Below are 18142 nucleotides of genomic sequence, written 5' to 3' on the forward strand. Positions count from 1 at the left end.
TCGGCGAGACGAATACTGCGCTCGACCCAGATGTAAGACTTGCTCCTGGCAGACTTGCCAGGTTCTCTTAACACTTGGAATGGTGTTTCATCACCCTGAAGAAATCGCTGCGATAAGAGATGTTCATGCATTAGATCATAAACTGGTCTGACGATTTCTGCGGCGTTAATGACCCAGTTGGCCATCGTTGTTTCGCTGACAATCAGGCCAGCACGCGCCCACTCCAATTTCTGGCGGTAGAGTGGGGTCCCCAGAGTATATTTCTGATGAAGCACCTCGGCGACTAATGATGGGGTTGCCTCGCTGTGAGGAAACAACGCCTGCGGCGCCTGGCCTTGATACAGGTGAGAGACGCCATCGGATTGTTCACAGTCAGCGCACTTGTATGTCGCTTCATAAATGTTCTCAACATAGAGTCTACCTGGAATGTGTTGCACGTCCTGGCGAACAAAGTGTTTACCGACCTTTATTAGCTGATGTCCATGTTCGCAAACGCTGCGTTCGCGCTCAATAACCGTTTCTTCAACCGGTAGATTGACATCAATGGTTTCAACGCGGCGCCGTTTAGCTTTACGCTGGGTTGACGTTACGACTGCTTCTTCGCTTTGTTCCCCAGTCTGCTCTGGGTCCGTAAAAACACTACTGTCCTCCAACAGAGAAAGCTGATTCGGATCAACCAGCTTCTCTGAATGAGACCCGTAGAGTTTCCGAGTTAAATATGCGACCTGTTCCGTCAGGGCCTGAATTTGGTCAGTCAGACTCCCAACCTGTTTGGTCAGTTCGCTATTTTGCTCGAGCGCCTGCTCGAGTAATTCTTCAGTCGTTTTCGCCATCGGCGTGGACCTCAATTCATCAAGATGGGCTGAGTGTACCACTGATACAACAGGCTTCCTAGCTTTATTTAGTGGACACTTTACCAGAATTCGGCGTCTGTCTTTGTGGACAGTAAGGCCGAACTGTGGACCCCAGTCCCCAGCCCGATAACAGCCGTTCTAGTTGTTTTGCGTGTAGCTTTTTCACCTCACTTTGGGTCGTTGGCCACTGAAGTCGGCCGTCTTTGATCCGCTTATAGAGCAGTATGAATCCATCACCAGCCCAGTAGAGGGCTTTGAACCGATCCTTGCGTGTGCCACAGAATAGAAATAGCGCTCGACTGTATGGGTCAAGTTGATATTCTTCCTTGATCACGCCAGCCAAACCATCGATGCCGCGACGCAAGTCGGTCTTGCCACAGATCAGATAAATGCCGCTTAGTCTACGCACATCAATGAGCATCGTTGAACACGGCTTTCAGTAGGGCGTCAAGAATGTAACCTTGAATCCGGCCATAGACCACCACGGTCTTATTGTCACCAATCCTGACCTGGAACGCCTTAGTCGGCACGTTCTGAGTCTGCCGGCGTTGATCCTCTTCCAGTTTGATGCGAACAATCTCTGGCTTCTCATCCAATAAAAATCACCTCACCATATTTGATGAGGCAATCATATCGCCCAGAAGCTAGCATTCATATCCGGTCTGTTATTAGGTGCTTACGAAGGCTCCTCATCTCTGAGAAACCTTCCAAGGATAAAAGCTATCTTTCAACACCAGTTGACAAACTCCCAGAAATACCTCACCAAGTTAGATTTGATGAGGTAAGCGTACAATGCGCGGAGCGGGATTCATATGCGGTCAGTTATTAGGTGCTTACTTATTTACGTTCTCGTCTGTAAGGATTGAAAAAGCTATGAACGAGTAATCCAAGAACCGAAAGTATCCCAATCAGTGTCATGCCAACATTAGTGACATCTCCTGTATTTGGCATCTTTTGGTTATGGCCGTGATTGTTATTGTTGTTTTGCGGTGTACTCTTCTTAAAGTTCTTTGCCACGACCACAGCCGATTCATCACCGAGTTGAAGCTTGATTGTAAACGATACTTTATCGTTACTCAATTTATATCCAACTGGCGCTGCTATTTCGACAAAGTAGTAGTCGCCTGGCTTCAGGTCATTAACCTTAATCTGGCCTTGAGCATCTGTGGTCAAACCACTGGCAACCTTAGTGCCGTCCTTCTTAAACAGATCAAACACGGCGCCCGCTAGGGCTTTACCAGTATCACCATCCGTCTTATTCAAGACAACTGAACCTGTCTTTTCGGCATTCGTGGCGGAAACGGCCGCAACCTTAGTGGTTGTTTGTAGTTCAACTGTGAAGTTCAACTGACTATCATTTAATTCATAGCCAGCAGGGGCGGCAGTTTCGACAAAGTAGTAGTCGCCTGGCTTCAAATCATTAACTTTAATTTGGCCATTGGCATCTGTGGTCAAACCACTGGCAATCTTAGTACCGTCCTTCTTATACAGATCGAATATTGCACCGGCAAGAGCCTTACCAGTATCACTATCGGTCTTGTTCAATACAACGGAACCTGTCTTCTGAGCATTCGTGGCGGAAACGGTCGCAACCTTGGTGGTTGTTTGCAGTTCAACTGTGAAGCTCAACTGACTATCATTCAATTCATAGCCAGCAGGAGCGGCGGTTTCAACAAAGTAGTAGTCGCCTGGCTTCAGGTCATCAACTTTAATCTGACCCTTGGCATCGGTGGTCAATCCACTAGCAACCTTCGTCCCGTCCTTCTTATGAAGATCAAACACAGCGCCCGCCAGGGCTTTACCTGTATCACCGTCGGTCTTATTCAGGACAACGGAACCGGTCTTTTGGGCGTTCGTAGCTGAAACGGTCGCAACTTTGGTGGTTGTTTGCAATTCAACCGTGAAGCTCAGCTGGCTGTCATTCAATTCATAACCAGCAGGGGCAGCAGTTTCAACAAAGTAGTAGTCGCCTGGCTTCAGGTCATCAACTTTAATCTGACCCTTGGCATCTGTGGTCAAGCCACTGGCAACCTTCGTCCCGTCCTTCTTATACAGATTGAACACGGCGCCCGCCAGGGCTTTACCTGTATCACCGTCCGTCTTATTCAGAACAACGGAACCGGTCTTTTCGGCATTTGTGGCCGAGACGGTCGCGACCTTGGTGGTTGTTTGTAGTTCAACCGTGAAGCCCAGCTGACTGTCATTTAGTTCATAACCAGCAGGGGCGGCAGTTTCAACAAAGTAGTAGTCGCCTGGCTTCAGGTCATCAACCTTAATCTGACCCTTGGCATCGGTGGTCAATCCACTAGCAACCTTCGTCCCGTCCTTCTTATGAAGATCAAACACAGCGCCCGCCAGGGCTTTACCTGTATCACCATCGGTCTTTGTTAGAAGAACGCTTCCCAATGCTTTCTCATCCGTTATTGAAACCTTTACTTGGATATTGTTTCCATCGATAGTAAAAGCATGCTGTGTTGCATCTAGCTTATATCCAGCAGGGGCCTTTGTCTCAACAACATAATACTCACCAGCATTAAGACCGGTGTAGCTTACAGTGCCATCTGCATCTGTCTTAAGATCTGAAGCAACCTTAGTCCCATCTTTCTTGTAAAGATCAAATACTGCTCCAGCCAAAGGATCTGATCCATCAGCATCAGACTTCTCAATCGTGACTTTGCCTTTTTGATTAGTTTCCGAAATAGAGACGTTATTATCATCGTTTGCATCACTATACTGAAGGTTAATTTCCTTACCATTGGCCAAAATGGTAGAGATTACATACCCATCTGGGGCCTTTGATTCAACTAAAATATACTTCCCAGATTTAAGATTTTTCCAAGTAATACTGCCGGATGCATCTGTTGTGCCTTTGCGAAGCAGCTGTCCCTTTTGTCCAGAAACATCAGACCAAAGTTCAAAAGAAGCTCCAGCAATTGACTTTTTGGTATCAGCATCACTCTTGGTAAGAACGAGATTGGTGTTCTTACCGGATGCCGACCCATTGTTGTTTACTACTGCTGTCGATCCACTGGTATTGTTATCAATTTCCTTTTCGCCCTTGCCTGATATTGATGCTGTATTTGTTAATGTATCATTAATCTGTGATGAATTGATCAGGGAGCGATAGTGGACAGAGTAAGCCGAACTGATTTCATTTGTAAAGGCAATCTTCATCGTTTGCTTACCAGTTTCATTGTCGGTCTGCAAATCCAAAGAGTAATCTTTACCAAGTACTAATGGATTACTCTTATCTTCGGTAAATTCACCATTAGGATCTACCTTCCCTGGATAGATCACGATAGAACTCTGATCAATAATCTGATTGTCAGAAGGCTCATCGGTAACAACTGCATTGCTGAAAGTTGACTGTGCTTTATTGACCCATATTGTCCATAACGCATAAGCAGAGTTAGTTGGATCCTGTTCGCCAGTCTTATCTAAAACATTGCCGCTATAAGGTACCGACACTTGAGCTGTTAAATCACTGGACTCTTGGTTGTTTGTATAGGTCGCTGTATTGTCATACGATTTTTGATCAATGACCTTACCAGAGAGGCTAGTCTGGTAAGTCAATACATAAGCTTTAGAACTATCGTCTGGTAATTTCGCAGTAAGTTGTTTCTTAGCACTGTCAAAGGAAATATTAGCGGAAGCAACTTGTGTCCCCAAAACATATGAGCCATCTTTGTTAATAGAAGCCTCATACAACTTGGCACTATCTGCTACATAGTCTTGGTCACCAATGATTGGATCAGTGATGGAAGCGTTGCTAAGTTGACGTTGATTATAGTTAGCAACCACAGTCCAAGTAATTTGTTTTGAAACGGCATTGTAACTTCCTGACTTGCTACCATCATTTTTAAACTCAGTCTTAGGAGTGAAGTCTGCCTGCCCCTTGTTTGTATGATCACCACCGTCTTTGTCAGTCCAAGTTGCCGTAGCAGTGTTAGTCCACTTTCCCCCATCTGGAAGGTTGTTTGTTTCAAAGGCGGTTTTATAACTTAGTGTATACCAACTTGTTGCATGATCTTTTAAAGCATTAGCAAAGGATATGGTAAACCCGTTTCCCTGCTTGCTAATCACATAGTCCGTTCCTTCACTGAGAATTTTATTATGATCTTTGTCTTTTAAAACAAAGGAACCATAGTCTACGGTCAGTCCATCCGGGACTGGATCGGTCATTGACCAATTGCTCATATTTTGGCGGGCCATATTGATATCAAAGTTCCATGTAACAGTCTTAGCATTATAGTCAACGCTACCGAGGGACTTAGTTAGTCCCTGCTGTCCGACTGAATGATTTTCAGAATTAGAGGTTTGGCCGTTGCTATCTACCCTGTTACTAATCTTTTGGCCTTTATCACCAATTGGGTCTGTTACTTGTGACTGATACGAAATTTTGACTCCTTGGTTCAAACCATTGGGGAAAGCAATAGTCATTTCAGTTCTATCAGTGTTGTAAGTCACTTCATATTGATCGGCACTAATAGGCACACCAGCCTCATCAACTATTGAAAGCTTATTGTCAGTAGGAAAGATTTGACCTTCAGAAAGCTTATCTACTAATTTGGTGTTGGCAGGCAGTGCCTTCTCACCATAATTGTAGTCAATATGCCAGTTGTACTTCTGACTGCCATTGCTATCCGGACCATCATAGCTCTTACTTAAAAGTTTACCGTAGTTTGCATTGACAGTCGCACTTGCTGGATAGTCTTTGCCGTTATTAGTTAAGGTAGCCTTGTTCGTAAAGGTTACTTTTCCACCATCATCAGGCAAATTGCTCGAGTCAATGTCGCTAGTGTATTCGATCTTGAAAGCCTGATAGGTATCCGCATATGCACCAATAAGTGTGACTTTCCCGTTTTCAACGGTGTAATCTGTACCAACCTTAAGCGGGTCGCCAGTTTTAGTCACGTTACCATTCAAATCGATAGTCAAAGGATAGACGGCCACCGACTTTAAGGCTGTTGCCACATTACCGGTAGTGTCACTAGGCATCGGATCAGAAATCACCGCATTTTTGAGTTCTTGACCATTCGTATTAATCGTAACATTCCAAGTAATTCCGGTCGGATTATTTCCCGATTTATTAGCACCGGTTAGTTGACCAGTCTTTGCGATGTCGTTACCACCTGATGGCTGAACAACAATTGGTATCGTTACCGGCCCAGTAGTCGTGTCAATGACAATGTCTTCTTTGCCAGACGATGAATCACTGCTGATGGTAGAAATATAACCAAATGTCCCTTCGATATGGTTCACGTTTTCAACATTGCTGTTAAAGTCGAACCTAACTGTGCCATCAGCATCTATGCTATAAGTTCCATAGTCACCGAGAGTTCCCGTACCTGGTTTATAGGTAATTCCTTCAGGTAACTTAAATGAGAAATAGTCACCATCTTTAATTTGGTATCCGTCTTTCAGCTCATCCGGAATTGCCCACGTATATTGAAAATTAAGATTGGTATCTTTTGTCACTTGTGTAGGATCAACAGTATGGCCTTTGCTATCTGTGAATTCAATATTTGCTCCGGTAATGATTGTTCCTTTGGAGTCATCTGGCAAATATTGTGAGATATCATTGCCCTCAGCACTCTCAGATACTGTCTTTACGATTTGGCTCTTCGAAGCAACACTAGAAGCATCCTTGCTGCTAACATTGGCTGAAGGTTTATCAGCTTTTGCTGCTGAAGTAGTATCAGACAGTTTTGCAGTAACGTTTTGACCATCCGTTGAGAAATTGATAGATCCTTCTAAGGATGAAGTATCTGTGAGGCCTAGTTGGATCGTTGCCGTTCCAGAAACATTACCTAAAACCTCTAACTGTAATTTATTGGCCGAATAGGTATATTTTCCAACAACTTTTTGACTGGCATCGAGAATATTAGAGTTGCTCGTCTCTTTCAGTTTCTGATCACCTGATAAGGATACTGAAACTTGCTCTTGAACAATTTCATCCGTTGAGTTGTTTAGTGAAAGTTTCAGCCCAATTGTTCGCGATCCAGGCGTTTCTTGGGTAGCCTCTAAAAGTTGAACAGTCTTGGAATCATTAGTACCGCCAGAGCTAGTTGTCACCGCCCCTACAATTTGTGCCGGGGATTGTAAGAACAGCAGAAGCACTAAAACTATAGCAAAGATTTGCTGTCCAATTTTCCTCTTATCCATGTTTTTCCCTCTTTCATTGATGGAGTTTCTACTCCTCAATTTATACATCATACTGTGAACACCCCACTTTCTTGAAATTGTCTAAAAAGGCTTGAAATCCGATTTCCCGCGTCTAACCGTATGTTAATTTATCTGACTACCCTGATGTGGTTTTTATTACGGTTACACATTTTAATTGTACCAAACTTTTGCCGTTTATTCCGCTTGTATAACAAATGCATTTAAACGTAACCTACAAACAGGCGCTCCATGTGTTCAACTGAAAAACTGGTTATTCAGTATAAGTCCAAAAGACGCAATAGCAACTACGACTTGAACGGCATCGATTTAATGCCGCAAAACCGCCTTCGCCGACGAGAAATCCAAATCATGAATCCAGTCTTGCTGGGCAGGGAGATAATCATAGGTATCACCTTCATCACCGCAGTCTTCGACACTTAAGAAATCACGGTACTGCTTTCCTGAGTCAAGCTCCGTGAGGATGAGATGTCCCTCTTTATAGGACAATGCGATGTGGCGATTCCCAATCGCCGTAGATTGAGCGACCAGGGTTAACTCCTGGGCAGACTCTGGCATGAGCTTAAGCCCAATCCATGACCGGGCTATCAATTGAAAATGCGACTGTATTTTCATAGTAATATTCCGGAACGTGATTAGCCGTGTTGTAGCGAATCTCACCAATATCAATCTTGGCCTGGCGAATTACATCAAAGTGCACCGACTGGTTGTCTAACGTTTCTAGCCTAAACCCAGCAGCCTCGGTTGCCAACTTGATAGTTCGAACCGCTTGGTCCAAACTTGCCGCGGATCCCACTGACACACTGCCATTAGAGCCAAGCTTCCGCAGTAAGTAACCTTCTAACACATCAGCTAACTGCAGTGCTACAAGGGAACGCTACTTAATGTCACGATATGTTTCGTCACTATTGCAGCCGCCTGAAGAATCGTGTGCTTGGCCGCCCACAACTACCGGCCACTCGTACAACGCCCAAAATGCTACCAGGACTCCTAGAAACATAGCCACGCCCGTAGACTGTTGCCAAAAATTGCGTGCAGGATATAACTGAACATGGGCTTTAAGGCGTGCGAAAAGACATATTGAAATGGGGCTATGATCAAGTACCAAAGAGCATTCAAGATGCGCAGTAGATTATCGAGCACAACGTCCAGTGCCCGGCTGATCCAATTCGTTAGTTGCGTTGTGCCTTCCATGTCCCCATCCTCCGTTTCCTATTGTAGGTCTTTGACCTTCTCGCTCAGTTTTCCAGCTTTTCTCCGTAGCCTGTTGCGCTTCTGGGCGACGGCTCGTGTAAGCTTCCGGTGTCCTTCGTACTCCTTGCGGTGAGCCGCAATTTTATCGCCCAGCTCTGTCACCCGGTGACCCATCGCCTTGATCTGTGCTGGCGTGGCCATCTCGTCTGTTAGTGTCAGCATTTCGGCCGATGGTTCCACCTTGCCGCTGCGATAGCGGCGCTGTTGTCCGACGTGACTGTATGCGTAGAGTGCCGACTGCGGCTCACCCTCTCGCCCTGGCACCTTGATAATCTGGCCGAAGCATGCACCAGATAGGTCAATCCTTTCCGGAACCAGCCACTTGTAGGTGTGTGGGTTCAATGAGCCGTCGTCGGCAAGGAAGTAGGCAATCGCGATAGTGGTATTCTGCTTCAGTACCGCGTAACGCTGCGGGTTCTTGTCCTTTGGCGCTGCGACTACTAGTCCTCGCAGCTCACGCTTTACGCGATTCAACGCCGTCCGCTGCCGCTTCAGTTCTACCTCTCGCTCCGAGATCTTCGGCTTTTTGGGTTTCGGCTCTACCGGCATCGGTGCCTTCCTGTGCGGTTGCCCTGGCACCTGCATGTCCCGTCGCCTAATCTGTATCTTTTTTGCCATCCATTCCTCCTTTGACGCTGTTAAGCGAGCGTCCATCCAGTCTGGCTGTCATAATCGTAAAGCGCTTCAAAATCCTGCTGTGGCAAGGCCAGGAGGCGGCCGGTGGCGAGCCTAATCAGGATGTCGCCAACCTCCAAAGAGAAGCTGGGCTGCTTGCTGCCAGCAAAAGCATCAACCTGAATCTTGTCATGCTTTTTCGTGAAGTGCGCGTTTGCTGGGTCCGCAAACCTCTGAATGGCGGATAGATTAACGCCATCAAACTGAACGTACTGATCGGCCTGGCTTTGTTTACGCAATGCCGTGCCCTTGGCAAGCTCTACCTCACCCCAGGTCGCGATGGTGCCGCCTGCGCGGCCCATCTGCTTGATTGCCTGGTCTAATGTTGTGGCCTTGGTTCCTTCTATTGAGATACCAAGCCTACGTGCTTCACTTGAACTAATCTTCCGACGCTGTTTACCGCGAACAAGGGCGCTCTGTTCCTGCCGATGTGTGACGGTACGGATGATGCTGACGGAGCCATCATCTTCTTCTACTTCCCACACCGTAGGAATCGCCTTTTGCGTCGGTTTCTCAACCATGTCTAACTGAACCGCGCTGGTGGCGTCAGGATGACCGTCAAGCTGCAAGGAAATCAAGTTGATCCGATCGCACACGGCACAATCCGGATCGCTACCGGGCTCGTGTAGTTCATCTAGCCCGTCTTTGGTGTGCTTTGCATAGGCTGCATACAAATCATTCTTTGTTACTGACATGTTTTTCCCCCTAGCCAGGTGAGCAGCAGCCGCTCCCTGGGATTCACACATACAGGCTAACTTCATCATTGCAGCTGAGTGATGCGAACATCACATAGTATAATTCGTTTTTAAAGCAACCAGTAGTACCACGGTACTTTGGTACTTTGGTACTTTGGTACTTTGGTACTTTGGTACTTTGGTACTTTGGTACTTTGGTACTTTGGTACTTTGGTACTTTGGTACTTTGGTACTTTGGTACTTTGGTACTTTGGTACTAAGATACTTATTCGGCGTTGACAGACGGAATCAGCGTTCTATCGCGTACGCATTACGCACGTGTACATTTACACTAGTGTAAATGTACACGGATAAACGGCATAGTAATGCCATCAAACACCCGTTTGTGTAAACGTGTAAATGTACACAATTTCTATGTTGCTTGCGTATGTGTTAACCTCTCAGGGTCTCTCGTTGCAACGACGCAGCAGTCGACTTACCCTCAGGGTGCTATGGGTATGAGCTAATCAGTCCCCACCCGACCCTGATAGTATAATATGCTGCTTAACTGGTATCACCTTAGCACTAAGAGACGCTGTCGCTGCCGATCTCGCAGAGTTGCGGGATACTAAAATTTACACAACTTTCATGGTGTAAATGTGTAAATGTACACGGGATGGATGCCGTTCTAAAGCAGGCTTTTCCCATATAGTGTAAATGTGTAAGTTTACACTATTGCATATTTACACTATTTTCGCTTTCTCTGATCCGTCATCTTAATGCGCTCCAAGGCAGCTTGGTAAGCGCGGAAGTCGTCCGAGCTACTCTGAGACATACTTCTGACCGCGCCATCAACTAGCTCAGCTATTAACTCATAAACGTAGCGATTGGAGGGAGAAATTTCCAACAATGCCTGTAACTCGTAATATTGCTGTGCTGGAAGTCTGAGCGTCTTGCGTTCATCATTTATCATTTTGGCAGTCTTCTTCGCCGACGACTGTCTGGTTGCGGGTGCGGCTTTGGGTGCTTCACCCGTGCCAATGTATGTCTTCTTAACTGGCATTGTCGGTTTGTATTCAATGTCACTGCTGTGCTTCTTCTTGTCTTTGTTGAAGAACCCAATCTCGTTTTTATTCGTCGTCATTTTCAACCTCTCCAACCATTTCCAGACGTTTAAACAAGTCATCTGTTAATGGGTCAATCACGTCATGAAATAGCCGAGCATTCCAGTAACCCTTCCGCGTAATACCGCTACGGGGGGCCGACTGGATTCTTTTGGCAAATGGGATAATGTGTTCAAACATATTCTGCCTACCAAACTTTTCAATCGCATCACTGATAACCACCTGGTCAATGGCACCACCACTCGATACTTGATTTGGCAAAATACCAAGAACGTCTGTGTCTGCACCAAAGTTATTGACCAGATCGGACAATTCTTCATTGATAAACTGAATCGCCCCGTCAAGACTGTCAGATTGAGTCTGGAACGCAATAACAACGTAGTCACTAGCCATCGTTGCATTCCTAACATATTGAGAATCAGTTGGCGGCGTGTCAATGAAGATGAAGGCATAGTCCGGCTTGAGAGGGGCGATTAGATCTCGCAGCACTCTGATTTTCCGATTTTCCACCTCAAAGTAATTTGAATCAGTCTCGTCCGCAACTCCATAGAGCTTTGAAAGATAGGTAGGAAAACTCTTGAAATCAATTGCTGATGGAATCTCATCCAGGTTCGGCATGACATTCAGAACTGCTTCACCAAGGCTGCCGTCCTGAACAGCTGCCATCATTGATTTGTCTATGGTAAAGATCTCATCCGGTGCATTTAACTGTTTCGTGATCCCCATAGTTTTAGTTAGGTTCGATTGAGGGTCTGCATCAATCACGAGCGTCCTATACCCACGCTCAGCCAACGCATAAGGTAGGTAACGAGTAATCGTTGTTTTACCAACGCCGCCTTTGCTATTCGCAATGGTGATGGTCAGAGGCCGTCGCAGTTTCACCTTCTTCATTTCTTTTCCCTCCTGTGTAAATGTGTAAGTGTGTAAGTGTGTAAGTTTACACTTATCTACTGCTTCAGTATACCCTGCACGGAGAAGACAGTCAATGAATATTTACACATTTACACATTGATGGCGCCTAAATTCCATACATTATGGGATCCTCTCCAAAAATGTGTAAATGTACACTTTTTCAGTGTCTGCGGTGCCTTTTTTATAGAAGAAGGGATTATGCTCGGTGTGTAAATTTACACTTCGAGCTTGAAAACGTATAGATTATTGTTGCACTGCGCTTTGTCGTTGTTGTATGCTCTTGTTGTGACGAATTGTCAACTCAAGTGCAACTTTTTACCCAGGAAGACTTCTGATGGGGTCTTCCAGCCTAAGGTCTTGCGGGGCCTGTTATTCAGTTGTTCAACGAATGCCTGAATGTCCTCGTCAGTCTGTAGATCTAAGTCAGTGTTCTTCGGAAAGTATTCGCGAATTAGCCCGTTTGTATTCTCGTTAGTGCCACGTTGTTGTGGCGCATGCGGGTCCGGGAAAAACACCTTGGTATTAAGATCTCGTGCCAGTTCTTTGTAGCGCGCGAACTCGGTTCCGCGGTCTGGCGTGAGGGTTCTCACTCGGTTGCCCGGCTGCGTGCTTAACAGCCCCACCATTACCGCCTTAACGTTATCAGCGTTTACCTTCATAACGCGCTTAGAAAGTAGAAAACGAGATCGTCGGTCAACGAGCGTAACCAACGCAGAGTGGCCGATCTTTCCACGAACCGTATCGCCTTCCCAGTGACCAAACCGGCTACGCTTCTCGGCAGAAATTGGTCGCTCATGGATTGAAGGGACGTCATTGAAGCGGCCTCGTCGCTTATGAATAGTACCTTTAACCTTGCGGGTTTTTCCGCGGTGACGGAGCTGTCTCGGAAGACCACGTGCACCGTGATTTTTTAGTGGCACCCCGAGATTATCACGATAGATACCGCGATAAATGGTTGGATAGCTGATTTGAATCGAACTATTCTCACGACGTAAGCGACCGGCAATTTGTTCAGGGGACCAGTGAAGCTGTGTAATGTACGTCACCACACGCTCACGAACCTCAGCCCGATCGAGAATACGATGACGACGGCAGCTTTGACGTATCTTTTGGTAGCGAGTGTGTGCATTGGCCACGGAGTAGTTGTCCCAGCCGCCATTACGCGAAATTTCGCGGCTGATAGTGCTCTTGGAGCGACCAATCTTCTTGGCAATCAGCTCTTGTGTCCAACCACTATTGATCCCAAGCAGTATCGTTTCACGTTCTTTTAGGGTAAGATGTTTGTACGGACTCATAGCCTAGTTCTCCTTGTATGTGATCTTGTGGTGATTTCATTTTACAAGGACTCAGGCTGTGAGTCTTTTCTATTTGGCTAATTTGTTACACTTGAATTGTAAATCCGTCCCCCAAAAAGACGGCGAAACGTTGATAGCAGGACAAGCCTGCATTCGACGCTTCGCCGTCTTCGTTATTAACTACTTGGCTAGGTGCGCGTACAGCGTGAAGAGCTTCGCCACACTGTCGCTTTCGGTTGTGGTCGCTACGTCCATACCGTATGCGCGCATAACTGCACGATCGTTGTTCTGGTGCGCCTTGCGTAACTCGCTCGGCATCGTCCGCTCATCATACAGATCAGCGTAGGAACTATCGGGGTAAAGCGCTCGTGCGTCCAATATCTGTCGAGCAGTTTCAGCAATCTTCACTTGTTGGTCAGCGGTAACGTGAGGCCACGGAAAGTTATTGTAAACAACTTTAGCTGAATAGCGGTAATCCCCTTTGATCCGTCCTGCAACAGTACGCATCCATGCCATGTGGATGTTTGAGGTTAGCACGCCAAATTGAAATAAATCTGCATCTGGTATCAGCAAAACTGCATCGCCCACCAGATTTTCGGAGCCCATGAAGCCAATCGGAATGTAACGCCGTTGCTCGGTGCTATGTCGTGGAATAACCAAGAAGTTACTTTTCGGCATATTCTCAACATGAAAATGGGTTGGCCGTTCTGCCAACTTGCGCGTACCAGGGCTTTTACTTGCTAGGCGGAACTCCTGGACCCTTTGAATCCGTTCCAGTACTTGTGGCATCTTGCGCAACTCGCTAGGCGTTGCGTCGCCGACCCATAAACAGTAGCGCGGCTTACGATTGATGAACTCACGCGAGCCATACCATGGCTTGAAGTACGGCTTTGAGGCGGGCTCGGCTTTAATAAACGCTTCCATCTCGGCTTCCTCGAAAAGGTAGTTGCCATCATCAATCGGCTTATTGCCAATACCAATCGCTGGGACGTCACAGATTGGTATTCGACGACTTTCAATAAAAGCATCCTTGGCATCAACCAGATATGGATTGATATGCTTAACCAGTTCTGGTTGACCACTGCTCGTGTAGATGACCTTCTGTGTGTCGCCGACCTGACTAAAGCCAACAATGACGCAAAAGACAGCGGCCTTTTCCTTGGCTTCGCTAGTCCACTTGAACGTCCGATAGGCGTAGTCAATATGCATGTGATAGCGCTCGAACATTGGGCGCCACAGCAAGGCTACCTGTTCTCCTTGCGTAATCGAGTTGGTTGAGACGAACGCGGCACGAATGGTATGTCCTTGCATCAGTTGCGCGGCTTTGAGATACCAACCGGCCACATAGTCGAGATTACCGATTCCTGCCACTTGAGAATCAACCTGCTCAAGATCGGATTTTTGCGTTTTGCTCATCAGCCGCGCACCGTTGAAAGGTGGATTGCCAATGATGTAGTTGAGTTGGTTCGCTGGCACCAGCTCTGACCAGCTAAACCGTAAGGCATTGCCTTCTGTGATGTTGGTGTAGGTCTTCAGCGGCAAAAAGTCGATATTGGTATAAACGATGGATTTGGTCTCTTCCATCATTTGCGATTCGGCGATCCACAGCGCCGTCTTCCCGACCGAAACAGCGAAGTCATTGATCTCAAAGCCGTAGAACTGCTGGATCGAGACCTTGATGATCTGCTTTTCCAACGCCAGCATGTTCTGGTCGCCGTAAATCAACCGAATGGCGTCGTTTTCCAGCTTACGCAAAGACAAATAGGTTTCGGTCAAGAAGTTCCCTGAACCACAGGCTGGATCGAGGAAGGTCAGCCCCGCAAGTTTATCCTGAAACGCCGCTGCACGCCGTTTGACCGTCGCGGGTTGCTTAAGCTTCTTGATGTCTTCAAGTTCTGTCCGCAACTCATTTAAGAACAGTGGGTCAATCAGCTTGTGGATGTTCTCAATGGACGTGTAGTGCATCCCACCTTGGCGCCGGGTTTCGGGATTCAAAGTGCTTTCAAATACCGCTCCGAAAATAGTAGGGCTGATTTGCGACCAGTCAAAATCCGCGCTGGCGTGTTCAAGCAAGAGCGCCCGTAACTCGTCAGTAAACTGCGGAATCTCAATGTCTTCGTCGGCAAACATACCGCCATTAACATACGGAAATTCGGCTAATTTTTCATCAAGATAAGGGTCGCGCATGCCGATTGGTGTATCGAGTACCCGAAACAGGTCGATCACCGCATTGCGTAAGAAGCGGGTATCGAAGTCGGTCAAGTAATCATGGAACATTCCGTGCCGACCAAAGATGCCGGCATCTTCGGCATACAAACAGAACACAAGTCGCACCGATAGCTGGTTGATTGCGCGTTGGGTGTCATCAGAGTTCGGATCGCGGTATTGCTTAAGCAACTCGTCATAGATTTGTCCGACTAGCTCGCCTGCCTGCATGGACACCTGCATTTCCTTTTCGAGATGCGGGTTCGCTTGGTCAACCAAGAAGTCTAAGCGGTAGCATTCTTCTGGTAAGTCGGTCAGTGCGATGACAGCAGGATCGCCACCTGGACGTTCCATATCATAGACATAGAACTCGGTGAAGTTACAGGTCATGATCCAGCGGGGGCGCTGTGAGTACGGTAGATTCATCACATAACGTTGCGCTTGTTAAAATGGCGTGAGGAAGGTGCCGTCGGACTGTTTGATGCCTTTGCGTAAGTCCTTCGTGCGACCTTTTTGCTCGATCATCACATTAGTTGCGGTAATATAGCCATCAATAAAACTAGTGTGGTCAAGGTGGACTTGATCTTCAAAACTGATATATTCTCCGGGCTGATCGATGCCATATACGTTCTCCAACAAGTCCAGCCAGAACGTCTGACTATCCTGCCGTTCGTTACCACGATCTTGCCATCGCTCAACAAACGCACTGGCGGCTTTCCGTTGCTCATCTGGTCTTAACATAGCGTTACTCCTCGTTCATTAAGTTAGCGCGCAACTCGGCTTCAATCTTCCGCATACTTTCTGTGGAGTAATTGTCATTGAGCCATTCGGCAACCCGACGCAAGTCATCAATGCGTGGCGTATACAGATCAATGATGCGTTGGATTATTGCCCGCTCGTCCCCGTCGGCACCTGCGTCGTGCGCTTTATCAGCTTGTGCAAATAGCTGTTGGATCTTGGTCATGTGCTCGGTCAGTGCCGTAAAAGAATCTGCTTGCTGGTCAATGACCTGCGCATTCACAGCTTGAAGTTTATTGGTATCCAGCATGAGGTCGTTAGGCGTTACTCCGAAGATCGTGCAGATATTCATCAGACTGTCTGTGGACGGGCTAAAGACCCCGCGTTCGATTTTAGAGACAGTTTGCTCAATCGTCTCAAGTTTCTCGGCAAATTGTTTCTGGGTGTAACCATTAGCCTTACGCAGTCGGCGAATATTTTGACCGATGATCTGCCCCGTTGTGAGCTTTAGCTGAACACCAGTGATGGGTTGACGCTTCTTTTTCGTGGTCTTTTTGTCTGAATCGATTGCCATGTTGGCACCTCTTTCGTTGTGGTACGTGGGGTTCGTCGATAATGTAACTCTTTATGGAATATTTAAGCATATTTAATGTTTGATGTAAATCTAATAAATGTTTACAGCTAACAGTGCGGATGGTACACTAATCTTAAATCCAAAGTGTTTGTTTTACGCTCTTGGATGTTAGTTCCTTGAAAACAGAATAGCACCATCAAGATAAGACCACAACACAATGAGGAGGTGAGAGGATGGCCTTACCGGCACAGTCACCGTTGTTCGTCAGTCGTCAAGACTTGGTAGAACAGGGATTCAGCGATTATGAGGCGGCACAGTTACTGCGAATGGCTAAGGCCAATCTCGTTGAACAAGGACTGAACTATTACGCAATTCGAGGCAGGCGTCGCGTCCCTGCCTACGCAATCGAAGCGATTCTTGGATGTCCATTATTTGAAGCACAGAGAGACACGCTCCCAAGCCAAACAAAGGAGCGTACTAAAAATGACTAAAGAAAGTGACCTGATCAAGAAGGCCGCAGACGGCACATTCTACTTCCGTGCCAGTCTCGGTTTTGATAAGCGAACCGGTAAGCGCCGTCAGAAGCGTTGTTCTGGTTTCAAAACCAAAACGCTCGCGAAGGAAGCCTATCGAAAGCTGGTTGCCCAAGTTGAGGACGAGCAGTTCAATTCACCAATCACGTTCAAGGAGTTCTGTGACAAGTACTTCTTCCCGTGGTACAAATTCACGGTACAAGAGCAGACCTATGAACATCGTAAAGGCATGGTAGAGCGTTCATTCAATCAGTTTGATTCCATGAAACTTAACAAGATAACAGCCTTTGACGTCCAGAAATGGCAACTTGGCTATCTTGAAGACCATGCCAATGGAACAACGCGTGTTGCGCATACCATGTTGGGTAAAATATTCGAGCGGGCTATCTTAATGAGCTTAATGAAGGAGAATCCGGCCAAGATTGTCGGCAACGTCAAGCGTAGCCAAGATAAGGTTGAATTCTGGACTAAGGACCAATTCCAAAAGGTAATTGAGCAAACCAGCAAAGATACCTACACGCACCGATTTGACTTCATCATTTTATGGGTCTTGTTTATGACCGGTATGCGTTCCGGTGAAGCTAAAGCATTAACTTGGAAAGACGTTGATATAAAGGCCGGTACAATCGACATTAACAAGTCGTTACTCTACAAATCTGTTAACAACTACAAGCTCGGTAGTACCAAGAACAGACAAAGTATGCGGGTCATCAGCATTGACCAGCAAACGATTGACTACTTGGAAGAGTGGTACGAAGATCAACGATTGATGACCCGCTCGGAGTTTGTTTTATCCCAAGACGGCGCGCCGTTAAACAGTACCTACATCAATAATATTGTTCATGACTACGGCGATTTGGCCAAAGTGCCAACCGTAACCGCCCACGCATTGCGGCACTCACACGCCTCGCTGCTAATCAGCCTTGGGGAGAACCCGTTAGTGATTCGAGATCGCCTTGGCCACAAGGATGTGCGAACGACTTTAGAGATTTACGGTCACCTCTACCCCAAGAGTGATATTGAGGCTTCTAAGCGACTGGAAGGATTGGTCACAGTGCCGTCAGAATGAAACTTGTTCAGAGTGTGCCGAGTTTGTGCCAGAGTAAAATAAAAAGCCGACA

14 protein-coding genes and 1 pseudogene are annotated in these 18142 nt (G+C 46.7%); 2 read left to right on the top strand and 13 right to left on the bottom strand.

Annotated features, from left to right (window positions below; translation table 11 throughout):
• From AAA927_RS06090 to AAA927_RS06155, 13 genes and pseudogenes are all read right to left on the bottom strand, one after another.
• A partial coding sequence (locus AAA927_RS06090; RefSeq protein WP_338216654.1) for an IS66 family transposase occupies positions 1-833 on the bottom strand: 833 nt, incomplete at its 3' end.
• A gap of 64 nt (positions 834-897) precedes the next feature.
• Positions 898-1275 (bottom strand): IS66 family insertion sequence element accessory protein TnpB, encoded by a 378-nt coding sequence (tnpB, locus tag AAA927_RS06095; RefSeq protein ID WP_338216656.1) that lies wholly within the window; start codon positions 1273-1275, stop codon positions 898-900.
• A complete protein-coding gene (locus AAA927_RS06100) occupies positions 1265-1450 on the bottom strand; it encodes a hypothetical protein (RefSeq protein WP_003580240.1) in 186 nt (61 codons plus the stop codon). The genes tnpB and AAA927_RS06100 overlap by 11 nt, the downstream gene beginning before the upstream one ends.
• Before the next feature lie 241 nt (positions 1451-1691).
• The gene (locus tag AAA927_RS06105; protein ID WP_338216659.1) at positions 1692-7019 is read right to left on the bottom strand and encodes a SpaA isopeptide-forming pilin-related protein; all 5328 of its coding nucleotides are present in this window, start codon (positions 7017-7019) and stop codon (positions 1692-1694) included.
• 327 nt (positions 7020-7346) lie between these two features.
• Positions 7347-7595 (bottom strand): hypothetical protein, encoded by a 249-nt coding sequence (locus tag AAA927_RS06110; RefSeq protein ID WP_338216661.1) that lies wholly within the window; start codon positions 7593-7595, stop codon positions 7347-7349.
• A 4-nt stretch (positions 7596-7599) separates the two neighbouring features.
• Positions 7600-7884 (bottom strand): hypothetical protein, encoded by a 285-nt coding sequence (locus tag AAA927_RS06115; RefSeq protein WP_338216663.1) that lies wholly within the window; start codon positions 7882-7884, stop codon positions 7600-7602.
• A gap of 365 nt (positions 7885-8249) precedes the next feature.
• On the bottom strand, positions 8250-8909 hold the full coding sequence (locus tag AAA927_RS06120; RefSeq protein WP_338216665.1) for a hypothetical protein: 660 nt from the start codon (positions 8907-8909) through the stop codon (positions 8250-8252).
• Between the two features lie 20 nt (positions 8910-8929).
• Positions 8930-9661, bottom strand: coding sequence for a hypothetical protein (locus AAA927_RS06125; protein ID WP_338216668.1), 732 nt, complete (start codon positions 9659-9661; stop codon positions 8930-8932).
• Positions 9662-10388: 727 nt separating this feature from the next.
• The gene (locus AAA927_RS06130) at positions 10389-10784 is read right to left on the bottom strand and encodes a hypothetical protein (protein WP_338216670.1); all 396 of its coding nucleotides are present in this window, start codon (positions 10782-10784) and stop codon (positions 10389-10391) included.
• Positions 10771-11655, bottom strand: a complete 885-nt coding sequence (locus AAA927_RS06135; RefSeq protein ID WP_338216672.1) for a ParA family protein — start codon at positions 11653-11655, stop codon at positions 10771-10773. Before AAA927_RS06135 ends, AAA927_RS06130 begins: the two co-directional genes overlap by 14 nt.
• Before the next feature lie 317 nt (positions 11656-11972).
• Positions 11973-12971: an IS30 family transposase gene (locus AAA927_RS06140; RefSeq protein ID WP_338216673.1), complete on the bottom strand. Its 999-nt coding sequence runs from the start codon at positions 12969-12971 to the stop codon at positions 11973-11975.
• Between the two features lie 180 nt (positions 12972-13151).
• Positions 13152-15917, bottom strand: a pseudogene (locus AAA927_RS06145) (DNA methyltransferase).
• Positions 15918-15921: 4 nt separating this feature from the next.
• Entirely contained in the window at positions 15922-16488 is a 567-nt protein-coding gene (locus AAA927_RS06155) for a helix-turn-helix domain-containing protein (RefSeq protein WP_338216674.1), read from the bottom strand.
• 233 nt (positions 16489-16721) lie between these two features.
• Here AAA927_RS06155 and AAA927_RS06160 point away from each other — a divergent pair, with 233 nt between their 5' ends.
• Entirely contained in the window at positions 16722-16979 is a 258-nt protein-coding gene (locus tag AAA927_RS06160; RefSeq protein ID WP_338216676.1) for a DUF3173 family protein, read from the top strand.
• On the top strand, positions 16972-18090 hold the full coding sequence (locus AAA927_RS06165) for a site-specific integrase (protein ID WP_338216677.1): 1119 nt from the start codon (positions 16972-16974) through the stop codon (positions 18088-18090). Before AAA927_RS06160 ends, AAA927_RS06165 begins: the two co-directional genes overlap by 8 nt.
• The last annotated feature ends 52 nt before the right edge of the window (positions 18091-18142 follow it).

This window comes from Lacticaseibacillus salsurivasis, from assembly GCF_036246225.1.
GTDB classification, from domain to species: Bacteria; Bacillota; Bacilli; order Lactobacillales; family Lactobacillaceae; genus Lacticaseibacillus; species Lacticaseibacillus salsurivasis.